This is a genomic window from Lyngbya confervoides BDU141951, from assembly GCF_000817775.3.
GTDB classification, from domain to species: Bacteria; Cyanobacteriota; Cyanobacteriia; order Thermosynechococcales; family Thermosynechococcaceae; genus Lyngbya; species Lyngbya confervoides.
Genome location: NZ_JTHE03000035.1, coordinates 16,872 through 33,058, shown reverse-complemented (window position 1 = coordinate 33,058; position 16,187 = coordinate 16,872). Strand labels below are relative to the sequence as shown.

Below are 16,187 nucleotides of genomic sequence, written 5' to 3'. Positions count from 1 at the left end.
TGAGCCCTTGCCTTATAGATCCGCCGGCAACCCACAGACAAAGGATGTCTCCCTTACGGTGATTGGACCTGCGGCGGTTTGGCCTGCGGTGGTTTGACAGTCCGTCTTTTGACTTGATGCATCGGCCTTTGATATTGAGGTCTTTAGTGGACATGAGGATAGCTCTCAGTGAATCAAAAGCGTACTCGGGGGAATTGGTCCTCCGTATTTTTAAAGGGGATGGTGCTTATCAGCGGAGGATTTTGGGATCTCCCACTGTTGTTTCCCGCCCCAGGGAACGCAGAGGACTTTCCCACCCCAGGGAACGCAGGGGAACCTCTAGCGTTAGAGACTCTCGGGCACGATCAACCTCTCTCGGGGAGGGATCATTTTGCCCTGCCCACAGCGGAGCCTTTGCTAGAGCAGACAGACATCTCGCCAGTCCGGACAACCCCAGAGGTTCGGTCTGGGGAGGAACCCGCCCTTGCTCCTGTCCCCAGTCTGATGGCCGATGCGGTTGTCTCGGAAGAGGGGCGTTTAGATCAGCTGCGCTGGACCGCTGGTCGGCCCGATGGCCACGCTCCCATGGGTGTTATGGGCGATCACACACACCAGGCAGGCGAATTCATGGTTTCCTACCGATATATGTCCATGGGGATGGGAGGAAATCTAACCGGAACGACGAACCTGACCCTAGCTGATGTCCTTCAACAGTTCCCGGTTGCCCCGGTTCACATGACTATGGACATGCATATGTTTGGGATAATGTATGCACCCACCCATGAGCTGACCTTGATGGGGATGGTACCCTTCATCACCAAGGAAATGAAGCATCAAACTCGCATGGGTACTTCCTTCACCACAAACAGTTCTGGACTTGGAGATGTCAGTCTCAGCGGCCTTTATAAAATTCTGGATCGAGACCGGCATCGGGTTCATCTGAACTTTGGCACGAGCTTTCCCACAGGGTCCATTAATCAACGCGATGACACCCCTGCTGGCCCAAACCAGGTTTTGCCCTATCCCATGCAAATTGGCTCAGGCACCGTTGATCTGCGCCCTGGCGTCACCTATCTGGGACAAACCCAAGACTGGTCCTGGGGAGTGCAGATGCTGGGTACGCTCCGTCTGGGAAAGAATGATAACGATTACCGGCTCGGCAACGAAATTAATGGGACGATCTGGGGCGCACGACGCTGGAATGACTGGATTAGCACCTCCCTACGCCTACAGGGGCGAGATTGGGGGGACATTGCTGGAGCTGATCCTCGGCTCAACCCCTTGGTCATCCCTACCGCCGATCCAAGCCGTCGTGGCGGAAGCCGCATAGATTTAAATCTTGGCCTCAATCTATTTGCGCCGCGAGGGGCCTTGAAAGGCGGGCGCTTAGGCCTCGAATTTGGATTGCCAATTTTTCAATCCCTGGATGGACCCCAGCTTGAAACGGATTGGCACGTGACCGCTGGGGTTCAATATGCGTTCTAGGATTACCCATTCTGACGCAAGGGGTTTAAATCATATGTCTTCTGGCTCTCGCTGACCTGGGCTGTTAGCGAAAGAGCTGCACCGCAAAGACCTTGGTCCCATCGCGTGAGGTGGCAATGCCATACCCAAACCGATGGTAGGTCGGATTCAGCAGATTAGCGCGATGTCCGGCACTGCGCATCCATCCGTCCTGAAAGGTTTCCGCCAGGGGATAGGAGGGATGGATGCCGCTCCCGGACATCTGGTAGGCCAGGTTTTCCGCCACGCCGCCTGATCCACCTGCGGCCTTGATGCGATCGCTGGGGGTTTGTCCCCAGGGATTGACATGACCAAAAAAATTACGGGTTGCCATATCCTCGGCATGGCGCTGGGCAACTTGAGTTAAGAGCGGATCGGCCATAAGGCGCGATCGCCGGTAGTTCTTGCGGTCTCGATTCACCAGCTTCAGGCTGTAGGCCTGCATTTGAGATCGCGATCGCCGCTGAGGCAAAGCCGCGGTCCAGGAATTGGCCAATCGCATCCGCACGCGAGTGATCCAAGTATTGTCCAGGGTTTGGGCATTAGATCCATTCCCGGCAAAAACTCCGGTGGTCATGGCGGCGATGGCCAGACCCCCGATTATTTTCCCCCCCATCACCAAATCCTCTTACCATAGAGAACACTTCAGCCTAAGACTCTACTGCATGGCAATTGTTTCTTCCAAGTCCGGTCATTTTGACCCTGCGCCAGAGAAAAATACGGTACAGCCGCAGCCCCCTGACCCGAAGTTGCTCCAGCCCGAGGCCGATGAAGAGGAACGTCGACCCCAAAGCGAAGACAAAATTCGGCCCCAGCGGCTCAGCGACTATGTGGGCCAGCGCGATCTCAAGGAGGTGCTGCACATTGCCATTGAAGCGGCCAAGTCCCGCGCTGAACCCTTGGATCACCTGCTGCTGTACGGTCCACCGGGATTAGGAAAGACCACCATTTCGCTGATTTTAGCGGCGGAGATGGGGGTGAACTGTAAGGTGACCAGTGCCCCAGCCCTGGAGCGTCCCCGCGATATTGTGGGGCTGCTGGTCAATCTTCAACCCGGAGATATCTTATTTATTGATGAGATTCATCGGCTTTCGCGCATGAGTGAGGAGCTGCTGTATCCGGCCATGGAAGATTTTCGCCTCGATATCACCCTGGGTAAGGGGCAAAGTGCCCGCACGCGCAGCCTGGATCTGAAGCCCTTTACCCTGGTGGGTGCGACGACGCGGGTGGGGGCCCTCTCATCCCCCCTGCGCGATCGCTTTGGCTTTGTGCAGCGGTTGCGCTTTTACGAAGCGGAGGAACTGAGCCAGATTGTCCGACGCACCGCGGGCATTTTTGAGGTGGCGCTGCAGGCGGAGGCGGCGCTGGAGATTGCCCGGCGATCGCGGGGAACACCTCGAATTGCCAACCGGCTGTTGAAGCGGGTGCGCGATTTTGCCCAGGTGCGGGCCTCGGGATCTGTGACCCCAGCGATCGCAGTGGAGGCCCTGGAGCTATTTAATGTGGACCCCTGTGGGCTAGACTGGACCGATCGACGGCTGTTGACGGTCATGATTGAACATTACCAGGGGGGACCGGTGGGCCTGGACACCCTAGCGGCCGCCACAGGGGAGGATTCCCAAACCATCGAGGAGGTCTATGAACCCTATCTGCTACAAATTGGCTATCTGAATCGCACCCCGCGCGGTCGGGTGGCCACCCCGGCAGCCTGGAAGCATTTGGGCTATTCGCCTCCGAACGAGCAAATGCGGATGCTCTGAGGCGATCTTGTTGGGGCTTCGGCCGCGATCCTTCAAAGATCCTCGTCCAAGTGCTCTGAGACCTCGCGATAGAGAGTGAGAATGTGGTGATCTTTGAGGGTGTAGACCCGATAGCGCCCCTCGCGCCGGTAGCGCACCAGGTGCTGGCCCTTGAGGACTCGGAGCTGATGAGAGACTGCCGAGTCGCTCATGCCCACGAGATCGGCCAACTCGCTCACCCGCAGATCTTGGACTGCCAGGGCCGACAAAATGCGCCAGCGGTTAGCATCGCCAAGAACGCCAAAAAACTGGGCCATCCGCTCTGCCTTCTCGGGACTCAGCAGCTAGGTCTGGTTCGGCAGGGATCGGTCGGAGGCAGGGGAAGTCATGGGGAGTCTAAATTTTTAGAGTTTCTTGACCTGGAGCCAGGCGGCTTGTGCTATGTTAATACATGAACAAGTGTTCAAATGTTAAGTCGATGGAGGTTCCCATGGCAACTGTAAGTCAAATGAAATGTGCCTGCGAGTCCTGTTTATGTGTTGTGGACGTGAGTTCTGCGGTACAGAAAAGCGGTCAATATTTTTGCAGCGAGGCCTGCGCCAGCGGTCATGACGGGGGTTCGGGCTGTGGACATGCGGGCTGTCATTGTCACAGCTAACCCCAGGGAAGGCGGTCTGCCTGGGAGGATGTTGTGGCAAAACGACTCACAGGCGCATCAACGCTTGGAAAAGCGATCCTGGGTGAATCTCAGGCAGGCAGATCGCAGCAGTGGCCTGGTGGGGGGTGGAGTCGCCTGTGCCCAGCCCCTCCGCTTTCGCAGGACGCGATCTGATGCCAGGGATTCTAAAGCGTTATGGGTAGGCAGTCATTCCCAAGCTGAAGGATGATCCAGAATCGGGACAGGTGAGGTAAGGACTATAGCTTCCGCCCACATCCCAGATGGAGGTATAGCGATTGTTTCCAGTAAAGCGGATGTGGACATTGCCGGTGCAGCCGGTATCCCCCCGTTGGCTGCGATCGCTAAACCATCCAGAGACAAAGCCATTCCCTACTTGCGTGACTTGAATCAAGCCATGATACGATTCGCCGCGCACTTCAGTATGGTATTCAAGGACATCCCCTGGATAGTGGCTAAACTGATAGTCAAAAATCTGCGTTTTGCCACTATCGGAAATCAGGGTTTCGGCGGAGGCGGGGATGGCCCAGAGTAGACCCGCCGTTAAAACACTTAAAAGACTCCCGCAGAGTTTCATAGAACCCCCTTCCGTCAGCACGGAGATGATGGCTCACACCTTTATTATCGCAAATTGCCTACGCAACCCATGGGGCGTTCAGTCTCAGCACATTGCTCGTGCTTTTCCTGAACGTTGCACCATCTTCGCAGGGCGATCAACGGTTCCTGGCATCATTAAGAGCAAGGCTTAGTCCTTTGCAACCTATACCCGCCCCTCAATACGGCAATGATAGTTTAAAGAATCTGCTTTGCACGGAGAAGGTGATGAACAGTGAATCCTCAAGTGCCACCCCCCTTCAGGTGCCCTTTATCGCCCTTGTGCCATTTCTGCTGATAACCTTTGGCCTGGCCTGGGGGATTTTGGGATTATTTATTCTGCTGCCTGCACCCATGGTCTCAATTTTTGGCCAACTGACCGGTCAGCATCCCCTCTTTTATCTATCCGTGTGGGCACCGGCGATCGCGGCTTGCCTCATTGTTTTGTCTAGTGGTGGCTTAGGTGGCTTGCAGGCCTATATCACTCGTTGCCTGCTCTGGCGCTGCTCCCTGGCATGGTATGCCTTCTTGCTCATCGGAATGCCGATCATTTTTGGCGGTGGATCTGCCTTAAAAGGAACGCTTTTTACTGAACCCCTGCCCTTTGACTCCGTTCCGTCGCTGCTTGCGGCTCTGCTTCTAGCGGCGATTAAAGGTCCAATTGAGGAATTGGGTTGGCGGGGGCTGCTCTTGCCACTGCTCCAACGCCGATTTATGCCGATCTGGGCTGGCTTAATTGTGGGCGGGATTTGGGGAATTTGGCATCTACCGGCATTCCTGCTGAGTGGAACTCAGCAAAGTCACTGGTCCTTCACTCCGTTTTTTGTGGGCACCATTGCCCTCAGCGTCATCGTCACTCCCCTTCTGAACGCCTCAGGCGGAAGCATTCTGCTACCGGCCTTATTCCATTTTCAGTGCATCAATCCGCTTTGGCCGGACGCAGAACCCTACGATACGGTTCTATTTGTGGCCGTTGCTGGGCTAGTGATCTGGTTCAATCGAAAATCCATGTTCAGGAAGGCAGGGGCTGTGACGGAGATTTTTTTGCCCACCCACTCCCTGGGGAGGAACTCAAGCAATTGGTCGGACTAACCTCAGCGATTGGCGATCGCCCTTCCTTCTCCCCCCCCTTGCAACACCCATTTCGTTCTATAAAACGCTTGATCTAGCGTTAGTTGGAGCAGTGACGATAAGTGAGGGTAGATCTGGTTGACTTGTATGTACCTGATTCTAATACGACCTCCCCTCCTTACTCTTCCCTTACCCTGGAAGTGGCACTGTCTAGTTAAGGAGTAAAGGTACTCAAGCCTCTCCAGATCAAGATTTTCGCAATCGTGATGGGGCGTTCAACAAATCCCATCGCCATGGCTAGGGTGGTCTGTTTTCCCAGACTCCAGTGCGGACGCACCCAGTTATGAAGTAATCGCTGCACATTCAACCCTCGCTGTTACCCCGCTCGGTGTTTGGCATAGTGGTTCTGCTGTCTGCGATATGCCGTAGCTCGACGCCGTAGCGCACTATTCAAGGCCTCCAAGGGGTTGGCATGCACTTGGGGCATGGGACTGACGGCGGTGTAGGAATGCTTCCGGCCTACTCACTCTCGTCTCGGTTTACCTTGAGCCCCTTCGATCTGGATGCCACTTTGAGATCCTCCCGCCACGCTTGCCAGTCGGTCAAACTTCCCTAGCACATCGGACAATCGCAGCTGTCCTGGTCCAACCATTGCCGCCCCACCTCGTAGAGGGCCCTCAAAACCGGCTGAATCTCTCGTCCCTTCGGCGTCAGACTGTATTCCACGCGGGGCGGCACCTCGGCATAGACGCGGCGATCCAGTAAGCCGTATTTCTCCAAACGCTTCAGTTCGTGGGAAAGCGTCTTGCTGCTAATTCCGGTTAGGGCTTTGCTTAACTCATGGGTGCGGCGATCGCCACAAAACAGTTCTCGCAACAGCAGAATCGACCATTTGCCATCAATGAGATCCAGCACATGGCTAATGGGACACGCCCCTTGCAGACAGTCACTTGTACTCAACATAAACCCCTGGGTTGCACCAAACGTCCTCTATTATTCCCAATGCCCACCGCCACTGGGGGAATTTTGCACACAGAACCGGGATCTTAACTTTTTTTTCACGATTCTCCCGGTGCCAGACTTCGCCCAAGTTTTTACCGGAGGAAACCCTATTTTTTCCCTCAGGGATAGTAGGGAGGGTCCAGGAAAGTTCCTTGAAAAGGAATCGGGGATCAGCAGGATAGAAAAGGAGAGGCCAGCCCCCAGAAAACCTCTGGGTTGAGCCTAGCTATTCCGTTTTGGGAGAACCTACCCCATGATTCGATTACTCGTCGGTCTGTTAGTGTTTGTCATTAATCGGGTGTACCGCGATCGCCCCTATCCCCGCTTTTACGTGCTCGAAACCGTGGCGCGGGTGCCTTATTTTTCCTATTTGTCGGTGCTGCATCTCTACGAAACCATTGGCTGGTGGCGCAAGGCCGACTGGCTCAAGGTGCATTTCGCGGAATCCTGGAATGAGCTGCACCATCTGCTGATCATGGAAGCGTTGGGGGGCGATCGCCATTGGATCGATCGGTTCCTGGCTCGTCACACAGCCCTGCTTTACTATTGGATCATTGCAATTCTTTACCTTTTCCATCCTAAAGCGGCCTATCATTTCATGGAAGAAGTCGAAAAGCACGCTTATCATAGCTACGATGGCTTCCTCAACTCTCAGGCAGAATTTCTCCAGTCTCAAGCCGCCCCAGAGGTTGCCGTTCACTATTACCGGGACGGAGACCTCTACATGTTTGATGAGTTTCAAACTGGACAGGTGCCCACCCAGCGACGTCCCGAGATTAACAATCTTTACGATGTTTTTGTGGCCATCCGCGATGACGAAATGGAGCATGTAAAAACCATGGTGGCCTGTCAGCAGCCCAGCGCTCAGAACACCTTCAAAAGTCCCCATACCGCCGACCTGGAGCCCGGACTCGACCCCTCCTTGGCCTCCCCATAGGCGGGAATCCACACGCCGGTCAGCAGTGGCGCAGAAACCACCATTCCAGCAGCACCGCGCGACATTGTAAACAAATCAACAGTTTGAGCAAGTCCCCGACCCCCGCTTGGGTGGCGGGGATTTTTTGACCGATGTTGAGGTTTTTGAGATCGGTGGAGTCCTGGATCAGCGCCTCCATGGCGAAAACCCGCTGGTTGGAAAAGGAGCTATTGACCACCCAACCGGAATCATTGATCGGCTGAATCGTGCCGATGGATTCGGTCGCCAGCCCCAGTTCTCGTTGCAAAATCACCGGGGCGATCGCCGCAGGGGGTTGGCCGGAGGGAAGTCGCCCCCCCGGAAAATCCCAGGTGGCCGCCCCAATCCCAGGTCGATATTGGGGCGGGGGCAGCAGAAGGTGATGGTCATACAGAGGAATGACTATCACAGAATCAGCCTTTTCAATGCGCCAATAGTTCAAGGTTGCCCCAGTCTCATCGCGCCACTGTTCACCCAAGAGCTTGAGCCAGGGCGTTTCGAGTTCAAAGAACCCCTGCTGGCAGGACCAGTCCGAGGATGCCGTCATGCTTGTTTCTTCAAAGGGAGCTCGCACCGATTTTATGCAGAACTTCGCCTCGATACCCGGTGATAATTCGCTGCCCATCCTTCAGAATATGTACCTCCACCTGATCACTCGCCCAATCCAGAGACAGCGAGAGCCGTGGATTGAGACGATGCACCTGCTGATTCCGGGAAGAAACCAGAGAGGTGGGCGAGTGAATCGCCAAGGACTCCACATAGGGACCATCCACCAGAAGATCGAGCTGCGCCAGTAAAGACTCACTACCGGGAGGGGCCTGGGGCCCCTTCAACTGATCCAGGGTGAATCCGGTAAACGACATTACGTTTAATCCCTGGGCCTTTACCCGCTTGGCCACCTGCGTGAGGGCAAGGGCCTGTAAAAAGGGCTCTCCCCCCGAAAAGGTGACGCCCTGATTCAGGGGATCTCCTAAGATTCGGGCCACCAGTTCCTCAACAGAGAGGATCTGATTCGGAGCCGTGGACCAGGAGGCAGGGTTAAAGCAGCCGGGACAGGCTCGGACACATCCCTGGAGCCACACCACTGCCCGCCGACCAGGACCGTTCACCTCCGAGCAATCGACATATCCCATCAGATTGAGCATCGGTCTTTCATCGGAGAGATCAGGGGAGGTAAACGCTTGGGGAGACCGCATCATGATGACCTCATTGCTAAAAAGGTTTGGCTAGGAACCAGGGCTAGGGGACAGACCAAGGCGGAGCAAGCCTCCTCGCTTGATCTAGATTGGTGCGAGCAGCTTGATCGGGTTAATCACGCCCAACCCTTGCATAACCACCTAGCAGTTATAGACAAAATTCCAAGAAATCACACCTAGGTTAATGAGTATAAATCGCATTTTAAGGATTCAAGTCAAGGCTTCGAAAAAATTTACAAATAAATAGCTAATTAGTTATAAACTGCTATAGTCAACGGAAGGTTGGGCACACTCAGGAGGCAACCCTGGATGTGCATTACCCGCAATGCGTTATCCATAAGACCAGTGAGGCCTTGTTAGATCAATCCAGACCGGGTCTCTGCCCTAACGGGCGCAGTAAAGGCAGCGATTGGCGATCAGGCCCTTGATTTCCGAAGGCGCACAACGATTACCCAGAAATACATGACCGTTCATTCAACCCATGCCCGTTCGCAGCAAACCCCACCGCTTAGCTGGATTGCCGTGATTTTTTTCGGCAGCGTTCATCTGCTGGCCCTGCTGGCTCCCCTTTACTTTTCCTGGTCTGCCGTCGGGGTGACCTTACTGCTGCATTGGCTGTTGGGGAGTATTGGTATCTGTCTGGGGTACCACCGCCTCTTGAGCCACAGAAGCTTGCAGGTGTCCAAACCTCTGGAATACGCGATCGCCATGATAGGGGCCCTGGCGCTGCAGGGTGGCCCCATCTTTTGGGTCGCAGGGCACCGTTTACACCATGCCTACACCGAAGACCAAGATAAAGATCCCTATGCCGCCAGTCGAGGATTTTGGTGGAGCCATATGCTCTGGATCTTCTATCCCCAGGCCGAGTTCTTCAATTATGAACAGTACAAACCATTCGCCCCTGACTTAGCCCGCGACCCCTTTTATAGAATTCTCAATCGTTACTTTCTGCTGCTGCAACTTCCCCTCGGTCTTTTGCTCTACCTCCTGGGCGGCTGGTCCTTCGTGATCTGGGGCGTGTTTGTCAGAGCGGTGCTTCTCTGGCATAGTACCTGGTTTATCAATTCCGTCACTCATCTGTGGGGCTATCGTTCCTTTCAAACCCGCGATAATTCCAGAAATCTTTGGTGGGCTGCCATATTAACCTACGGAGAAGGGTGGCATAATAATCACCATGCCTATCCCCACGTTGCTAAGGCCGGATGGAAATGGTGGGAATATGACCCCACCTGGTGGGCCATTTGGGTCCTGAAAACCCTGGGGTTAGCCCGCAAAGTCATCCTGCCGCCGCAGGCTTAATTAAGCTAACCGGGGTGCTTGACCCCGGCTGCAGGCACGCTTCTCTCCCAGCTGGCGATGGTGGAACATCGATGAACATTTGGCAAGACATATCGAGCTATTATGGCCCCCATTAAAATCTTTTGCTTCTCAGATATTCTCTGCATTTGGGCCTATATTGCTCAAATTCGCCTGGATGAGCTCCAAAGAAACTTTTCTACCCAGGTGGCGGTTCAATATCACTTCGTCTCAGTATTTGGGAGTGCCCGCGAAAAGCTGGAAAAGGGATGGCAGGATCGAGGCGGCCTGGCGGCCTATGGTCAGCACATCCAAAAGGTCAGTCAAAAATTTAATCATATCAATGTAAATCCTGGAGTTTGGACTCAAACCGTTCCCACCTCCTCCCTGTCCAGCCACGTGTTTTTAAAGGCCATCGAGCTTGTGGAGCAAGAGCAATCCCCAGGATCCATCGTCCTGCTGGAAAAAGTCATAAAGGCCTGTCGAGAAGCCTTCTTTTGCCAGCTACGGGACATCTCTCATCGTAGCGTTCAGCTGGAGATTGCCGAGGAATTGAACCTCCCCATTGCCCAGATCCAAGAGAAGATCGAGAGTGGTACCGCCTACGCGAGGCTCTCTCAAGATCTAGATTTAGTCAAGGCCCATGCGGTAACGGTCAGTCCAACCCTCATCTTTAACGAAGGTCGGCAACGCCTGAATGGCAACGTTGGGTATCGTGTGATTGAAGCGAACATTCGCGAGTTGCTCAACAGCCCATCGGGAGAAGCCTCTTGGTGTTAGGGACGCCTGAGTAGCGATCGCAATACACCGGAGTCTGGCACCCTTGCTCCGGGCCTGGAACAGGGGGATCATTGCCGTCGTCTTCCCATAGGTCTGGTGGGCATTGGAATCCGTGGAATTCCTGCGCAGATTGAACTCTAGCAATCTTGCCCCTGCCCAGAAAAAGGGCGCTTGATCACAAGCGCCCCATCAACAAGAAGAGAGGAAATTTTTGATGCGTTCAGGTGTTGCTAACCGATGTGAGGGGCAACCAGAGCCACCGGCTGGCTGGTGTCAGCCGCCAGATCCAGGGGAAAATTATGTGCATTGCGCTCATGCATGACTTCAATTCCCAGGTTGGCACGGTTCAAAACATCTGCCCAGGTGGGAATGACGTTGCCATTGTGATCCAGGACGGAATGATTGAAATTGAATCCGTTGAGATTGAAGGACATGGTGCTAATCCCTAGGGAAGCAAACCAAATCCCGACCACGGGCCAGGCCGCCAGAAGAAAGTGCAGGCTGCGGCTGTTGTTAAAACTTGCGTACTGGAAAATGAGCCGACCAAAATAGCCGTGGGCCGCAACAATGTTGTAGGTTTCTTCCTCTTGACCAAATTTATAACCGGCGTTCGTGGATTCAACCTCGGTGGTTTCGCGAATCAGGCTTGAGGTGACCAAGGACCCATGCATGGCCGAGAACAGTGCGCCGCCAAAGACACCCGCCACTCCGAGCATATGGAAGGGATGCATGAGGGGATTGTGTTCTGGGGAAAACACCAGCATGAAATTAAAGGTTCCAGAAATGCCCAGCATCAGGCCATCGGAGAAACTGCCTTGCCCAATGGGATAAATGAGCAAAACCGCTGTTGCCGCGGACACCGGCGCAGAAAAGGCCACCGCAATCCAGGGACGCATTCCCAGCCGATAGCTAAGTTCCCACTGCCGTCCCAGGTAAGCATAAATGCCAATCAGAAAATGAAAGACAATCATTTGCCAGGGACCACCGTTATACAGCCATTCATCCAGGGATGCAGCTTCCCAGAGGGGGTAGAGATGCAACCCCACCGCAGCAGAGGTGGGAACAACCGTTGCTGAAATGAGGTTATTGCCGTACATCAACGAACCCGAAACGGGTTCGCGAATTCCGTCAATGTCAACGGGCGGGGCCGCCACAAAGGCAAGAATAAAGACAAGGGTCGCCACAAGCAGGGTGGGAATCATCAAGGTCCCAAACCACCCAATATAAAGCCGATTGTCGGTACTGGTAATCCAGCGACAGAATCTCTCCCAAGGAGAAACGCGATCGCGCTGTAGGTAGGTAGATATCATGACTGAGTCATCCTTAATATGTGAGGAATCAATGAATAAATCATTTTATAACTGTATAGTTATACAAAAGTCAAGTATCTTTTTTGGGGGGTGAATAGCCGCCTGGTCTCAGGCTGCGACATCTCTATTGAGGGGCCGCTGCCCCCTGGGCCTTCGCAGCCCCAGGGAGCAATCCCCAGATCTGCCAGATTTGATTGAAGAATTCGGCCACTATCCTTAAACTTGGGGACAGACTTCAAGGGAGGGGCAGGTGAATAGAGGGGAATGAATCAGTTGCAGCAGGATGTAAGGCACGGTCATGATTAGCGTTATGGATCTGAATATGGGGAATGATTGGAGCCAGTGCCTCCATAACCTTGGCCAGAGTTCCGCGATCGCTGGTTTACTCCCCAATATTCTCTTCTTGATCGGGGGAATAGTCCTGGGAGGAATGATTCCCTGGCAAAGGCCTGTTCGCCAGAGGTTCCACTCCTTTCTGCCCCCTGGTGCGGACGGGCAAGGACCGCGCGATGGCGGGGCGGACAGGGTCAAGGAAACAGAAGCATCCCAGAGGTCTGAGGAGGCTGTGACAGAAAGTGAGCGTCGCTTCGCGACCTTGATGAGCAACCTTCCAGGTTATATGTACCGCGTGGCCAACGACCCAAACTATACGCCTGAGTTCATCAGCTCAGGCGTTTTTGAGATCTCGGGCTACCGTCCGGAGGAATATCTGGTTGATCGCACCATCTCCTGTGGTCAGGAAGTCCATCCCGAGGATGCCCATCCCATTTGGGAGATTATTCAGCAAGCCTTGGGGGCGAAAGCGCCCTACGAGTGCGAATATCGCATTATTACGAAATCCGGGGATCTCAAGTGGGTCTGGGAACGGGGGCGCGGCATCTATGACGAGAGGGGGGAGTTGATCTGTTTGGAAGGGTTTGTGACCGACATCAGCAGCCGAAAACAGGCCGAGGCGGCGCTTAAGGCGAGTGAAGCGCGGCTCAGACTGGCCCTTAAGGCCGCCAATCAAGGCATTTATGACCTCAATATCAAAACGGGAGAAGCCCTGGTCAGCCCTGAATATGCCACCATGCTGGGCTACGATCCGGACACCTTTGTTGAAACCAACGCCAGGTGGATTGATCGCTTGCACCCAGAGGACAAGGATCGGGTGCTCCAAATTTTTCGAGCCTACGTTGCTGGAGATATTCCAGAATATCGAGTGGAGTTTCGGCAACGAACCTGTAGCCAGGACTGGAAATGGATTTTATCCCTGGGAAAAATTATTGAATGGAGCGAGGACGGCGAACCGCTACGGATGCTTGGCACCCATACTGACATCAGCGATCGCAAGCAGGTGGAGCAACAACTGAGCAACTCGTTGGCGGCGTTGGATAGTCATTTCGAAAATTCCCTCTTAGCAATTATTGAATGGGATAAAGATCGCAAAATTACCCGGTGGTCTAAACAGGCAGAGAAGATATTCGGCTGGACAGAAGCAGAAATTCAGTCGATGTCTCTGTCTGTCTGGCAATTTGTGCATGAGGAGGATTATGACGCCGTCGCCTGCCAAATCTCAGCCCTCAGGGAAGGACGGTTAAAAAATTGCAGAATTCAGAATCGAAATTATCGAAAAGATGGACGGGTGATTACCTGTGAATGGAACTCCTCCGTCATCTTCGACCAAGCCGGTCATTTGCAATCGATGCTGTCCTTTGCTCAGGACATCAGCGATCGCATCGAAGCGGAATCCAATCTGAGGCAAAGTGAGGAAAAATTTCGGCAGCTCACCGACAATATCCACGAAGTGTTTTATTTATCGGAGAGTAGCCATTCCCAGGTTCTATACGTCAGTCCTGCCTACGAAAAAATTTGGGGACGCAGCTGTCAGAGTCTATACCATCAGCCTCAGTCATTCCTGGAGGCAATCCATCCAGATGACCATCCACAGGTGTTCGAATCCCTGGATCGACAGAAAAAAGGAGAAAAAACCCAGACCATTTATCGGGTTGTCCGTCCTGACGGCTCAATTCGCTGGATATCAGACCATAGTTTCCCGATCTTTAATGAGAAAGGTCAACACTATCGAATCTGCGGCGTAGCGGAGGACATCACCGATCAAAAACAAAGCGAAGAAAAAATCCTTCAGCTTGGCATTGCGGTGGAAAACGCCATGCCCGGTGTCTCTAAACTTGATGCCTCGGGTCATTTCACCCTGGTGCGGGAGGGATATGCACAGATCCTGGGCTATGCGCCGGAGCAATTGCTCGGGATGCACTGGACCGAGACCATTGCGGCAGCGGACCACGGGATCGCCCAGGAAAGCGTCCAAAAAATGTTGGCACAGGGGCGAGCCGAACAGGATCTTCAAGGCCTTCGTCAGGATGGGTCCCGGTTCTATCAACGTCTGCTTCTGGTTAAATCTCTAGACAGCCAGGGAAAATACGACGGTCATTATTGCTTCATGCGCGATGTTACCGACCGCAAAGAAGCTGAACTTGAACGGGAGAGATTACTGTCTGAGGCGCTTTCGGCTCGAAAGGAGGCGGACAAAACCCGAGATTTACTCCAAAGCGTATTTGAGCGGGTTAACGATGGCATCATTGCCCTGGATAACCAGTGGCGCTACACCTACGTCAATGAAAAAGCCGCAGACCTGTTGGGCCGATCTGCCGAGGCGTTGGTGGGCAAACATATCTGGACAGAGTTTCCGGAGGGAATCGATCAACCGTTCTATCGGCAGTATTATCGGGCCATGGAGGAGCAACGGGTCCTTTCCCTGGAGGAATACTATGAGCCCTGGGGCCGCTGGTTTGCAAATCGCATCTATCCCTCTGAGGATGGATTAACCATTTACTTGACCGAAATTACCGATCGCAAGCGGGCCGATCAGGAAATTCTGCAGCTGAATGAAGCCCTGGAACAGCAAAACCGGAACTTGGAGGCCATGGTGGAGCAGCGAACGGCTGAACTGTTGACCTTTATCAATGCCTTGCCAGACTCTATCTACGTGATCGAGCGCGAGGAGATGAGAATTGTCTTTTGTAACGATCATCTGGCCCGCACCACCTCCCAAGGCGATCGCCAAAAAGTCGAGGGGAAGAACATTTTTGAGTGTTTTTCTGCGGAAAATGCAGCCTACTTTGCCGCGCAAAATCGCCAAGTCTTTGAATCTGGAACAACCCTGCATCTCCAGGAATTCCTGTCGATCTCCCAGGAACAACTACATTTCGACACCTATAAAATCCCGCTGAAGCGTTCCAATGGTGAAGTGTACGCCCTGATTGGATCCTCCCGAGATGTGACGGAACTGGTGCGATCTCGCCAGGCCCTAGCCAAGCAGGCGCTGTTGCTCGAAGCCACGAATCGGGAACTGGAAACTTTCTCCTATTCTGTCTCCCACGATTTGCGGGCACCACTGCGTCATGTCAATGGATTTGTCAACGCCCTCCGGCAACACCTCCAGAGCCAGAGCGTTCCGCCCGATGCCAAGGTGCTGCACTATTTACAGGTCATCGAGAACAGCAGCAAAAAAATGTCCTTGCTGATTGAGGGCCTTCTGACCCTCTCCCGTCTGGGACGCAAGCCGATGGTCCAGCGCTCGGTCCCTCTCCGTGATCTCGTGCAAGAAGCCATGGCACTGCTGCAGAGCGAATTAGGGGACTCTGCAGCGGTGGAATTTGTTGTAGGCGACTTACCCATCGTGCAGGGGGACACCACGTTGCTGCAACAGGTAGTGACCAACCTGATGGACAATGCAGTCAAGTTTAGCCGCACCCAGCCCCAGCCTCGGGTTGAAATTGGCGCTCTGCCCCAGGGCACAATTTTTTTCAAGGATAATGGCGTGGGTTTCCAAATGGAATATGCCAACAAGCTCTTTGGATCCTTTCAGCGGCTACACGATCAACGGGACTTTGAAGGCACTGGCATCGGACTGGCCATTGCCCAACGCATTATCCTGCGCCATGGCGGCAGAATCTGGGCAGAAAGCCAGCCCAATCAAGGCGCAACCTTCTATTTCACCCTGGGAGAACCTGAAGTCTCTCGCCTCCATCAGGCAGAGAGCTAAAATTTTCTTGAGACACCCGCAACGGCAATGACATCCCC

General features: G+C 53.9%; 16 protein-coding genes. 8 read left to right on the top strand and 8 right to left on the bottom strand.

The window, feature by feature from the left end:
• Positions 1–168 precede the first annotated feature (168 nt).
• A complete protein-coding gene (locus QQ91_RS05310) occupies positions 169–1,464 on the top strand; it encodes a transporter (protein ID WP_250833266.1) in 1,296 nt (431 codons plus the stop codon).
• Positions 1,465–1,528: 64 nt separating this feature from the next.
• On the opposite strand, the gene QQ91_RS05305 is transcribed toward QQ91_RS05310, so the two are convergent.
• On the bottom strand, positions 1,529–2,098 hold the full coding sequence (locus tag QQ91_RS05305; protein WP_166280810.1) for a CAP domain-containing protein: 570 nt from the start codon (positions 2,096–2,098) through the stop codon (positions 1,529–1,531).
• Between the two features lie 49 nt (positions 2,099–2,147).
• Between QQ91_RS05305 and ruvB the strand changes: the two genes are divergently transcribed.
• Complete coding sequence (ruvB, locus tag QQ91_RS05300) at positions 2,148–3,242, top strand: Holliday junction branch migration DNA helicase RuvB (protein WP_166280808.1); 1,095 nt, start codon at positions 2,148–2,150, stop codon at positions 3,240–3,242.
• 32 nt (positions 3,243–3,274) lie between these two features.
• Here ruvB and QQ91_RS05295 read toward each other — a convergent pair whose 3' ends face one another.
• Positions 3,275–3,538: an ArsR/SmtB family transcription factor gene (locus tag QQ91_RS05295; RefSeq protein ID WP_166280806.1), complete on the bottom strand. Its 264-nt coding sequence runs from the start codon at positions 3,536–3,538 to the stop codon at positions 3,275–3,277.
• Between the two features lie 134 nt (positions 3,539–3,672).
• On the opposite strand from QQ91_RS05295, the gene QQ91_RS05290 reads away from it, so the two are divergent.
• Positions 3,673–3,879 (top strand): metallothionein, encoded by a 207-nt coding sequence (locus tag QQ91_RS05290; protein WP_375340938.1) that lies wholly within the window; start codon positions 3,673–3,675, stop codon positions 3,877–3,879.
• A gap of 193 nt (positions 3,880–4,072) precedes the next feature.
• Here the strand turns inward: QQ91_RS05290 and QQ91_RS05285 are convergent, their stop codons facing one another.
• Complete coding sequence (locus QQ91_RS05285) at positions 4,073–4,474, bottom strand: hypothetical protein (RefSeq protein WP_166280802.1); 402 nt, start codon at positions 4,472–4,474, stop codon at positions 4,073–4,075.
• 245 nt (positions 4,475–4,719) lie between these two features.
• Here QQ91_RS05285 and QQ91_RS05280 point away from each other — a divergent pair, with 245 nt between their 5' ends.
• On the top strand, positions 4,720–5,583 hold the full coding sequence (locus QQ91_RS05280) for a CPBP family intramembrane glutamic endopeptidase (protein WP_166280800.1): 864 nt from the start codon (positions 4,720–4,722) through the stop codon (positions 5,581–5,583).
• A 193-nt stretch (positions 5,584–5,776) separates the two neighbouring features.
• Here the strand turns inward: QQ91_RS05280 and QQ91_RS05275 are convergent, their stop codons facing one another.
• Positions 5,777–5,923 carry a hypothetical protein gene (locus QQ91_RS05275; RefSeq protein ID WP_166280798.1) on the bottom strand — a complete coding sequence of 49 codons (147 nt, stop codon included), beginning with the start codon at positions 5,921–5,923 and terminating at the stop codon, positions 5,777–5,779.
• 251 nt (positions 5,924–6,174) lie between these two features.
• Positions 6,175–6,525 (bottom strand): winged helix-turn-helix transcriptional regulator, encoded by a 351-nt coding sequence (locus QQ91_RS05270; RefSeq protein ID WP_166280796.1) that lies wholly within the window; start codon positions 6,523–6,525, stop codon positions 6,175–6,177.
• A gap of 292 nt (positions 6,526–6,817) precedes the next feature.
• Between QQ91_RS05270 and QQ91_RS05265 the strand changes: the two genes are divergently transcribed.
• Positions 6,818–7,501: an alternative oxidase gene (locus QQ91_RS05265; protein ID WP_166280794.1), complete on the top strand. Its 684-nt coding sequence runs from the start codon at positions 6,818–6,820 to the stop codon at positions 7,499–7,501.
• 19 nt (positions 7,502–7,520) lie between these two features.
• On the opposite strand, the gene QQ91_RS05260 is transcribed toward QQ91_RS05265, so the two are convergent.
• Complete coding sequence (locus QQ91_RS05260; protein ID WP_166280792.1) at positions 7,521–8,066, bottom strand: NUDIX hydrolase; 546 nt, start codon at positions 8,064–8,066, stop codon at positions 7,521–7,523.
• Positions 8,067–8,076: 10 nt separating this feature from the next.
• Complete coding sequence (locus QQ91_RS05255) at positions 8,077–8,718, bottom strand: 4Fe-4S single cluster domain-containing protein (RefSeq protein ID WP_236096079.1); 642 nt, start codon at positions 8,716–8,718, stop codon at positions 8,077–8,079.
• A 459-nt stretch (positions 8,719–9,177) separates the two neighbouring features.
• On the opposite strand from QQ91_RS05255, the gene QQ91_RS05250 reads away from it, so the two are divergent.
• Positions 9,178–10,014: an acyl-CoA desaturase gene (locus tag QQ91_RS05250; protein ID WP_166280790.1), complete on the top strand. Its 837-nt coding sequence runs from the start codon at positions 9,178–9,180 to the stop codon at positions 10,012–10,014.
• 102 nt (positions 10,015–10,116) lie between these two features.
• Positions 10,117–10,791 (top strand): DsbA family oxidoreductase, encoded by a 675-nt coding sequence (locus tag QQ91_RS05245; RefSeq protein ID WP_166280788.1) that lies wholly within the window; start codon positions 10,117–10,119, stop codon positions 10,789–10,791.
• A 230-nt stretch (positions 10,792–11,021) separates the two neighbouring features.
• Here QQ91_RS05245 and psbA read toward each other — a convergent pair whose 3' ends face one another.
• Positions 11,022–12,101 carry a photosystem II reaction center subunit D1 gene (psbA, locus tag QQ91_RS05240; protein ID WP_166280786.1) on the bottom strand — a complete coding sequence of 360 codons (1,080 nt, stop codon included), beginning with the start codon at positions 12,099–12,101 and terminating at the stop codon, positions 11,022–11,024.
• Between the two features lie 298 nt (positions 12,102–12,399).
• Between psbA and QQ91_RS05235 the strand changes: the two genes are divergently transcribed.
• Complete coding sequence (locus QQ91_RS05235; RefSeq protein WP_166280784.1) at positions 12,400–16,149, top strand: PAS domain S-box protein; 3,750 nt, start codon at positions 12,400–12,402, stop codon at positions 16,147–16,149.
• Positions 16,150–16,187: the final 38 nt, after the last annotated feature.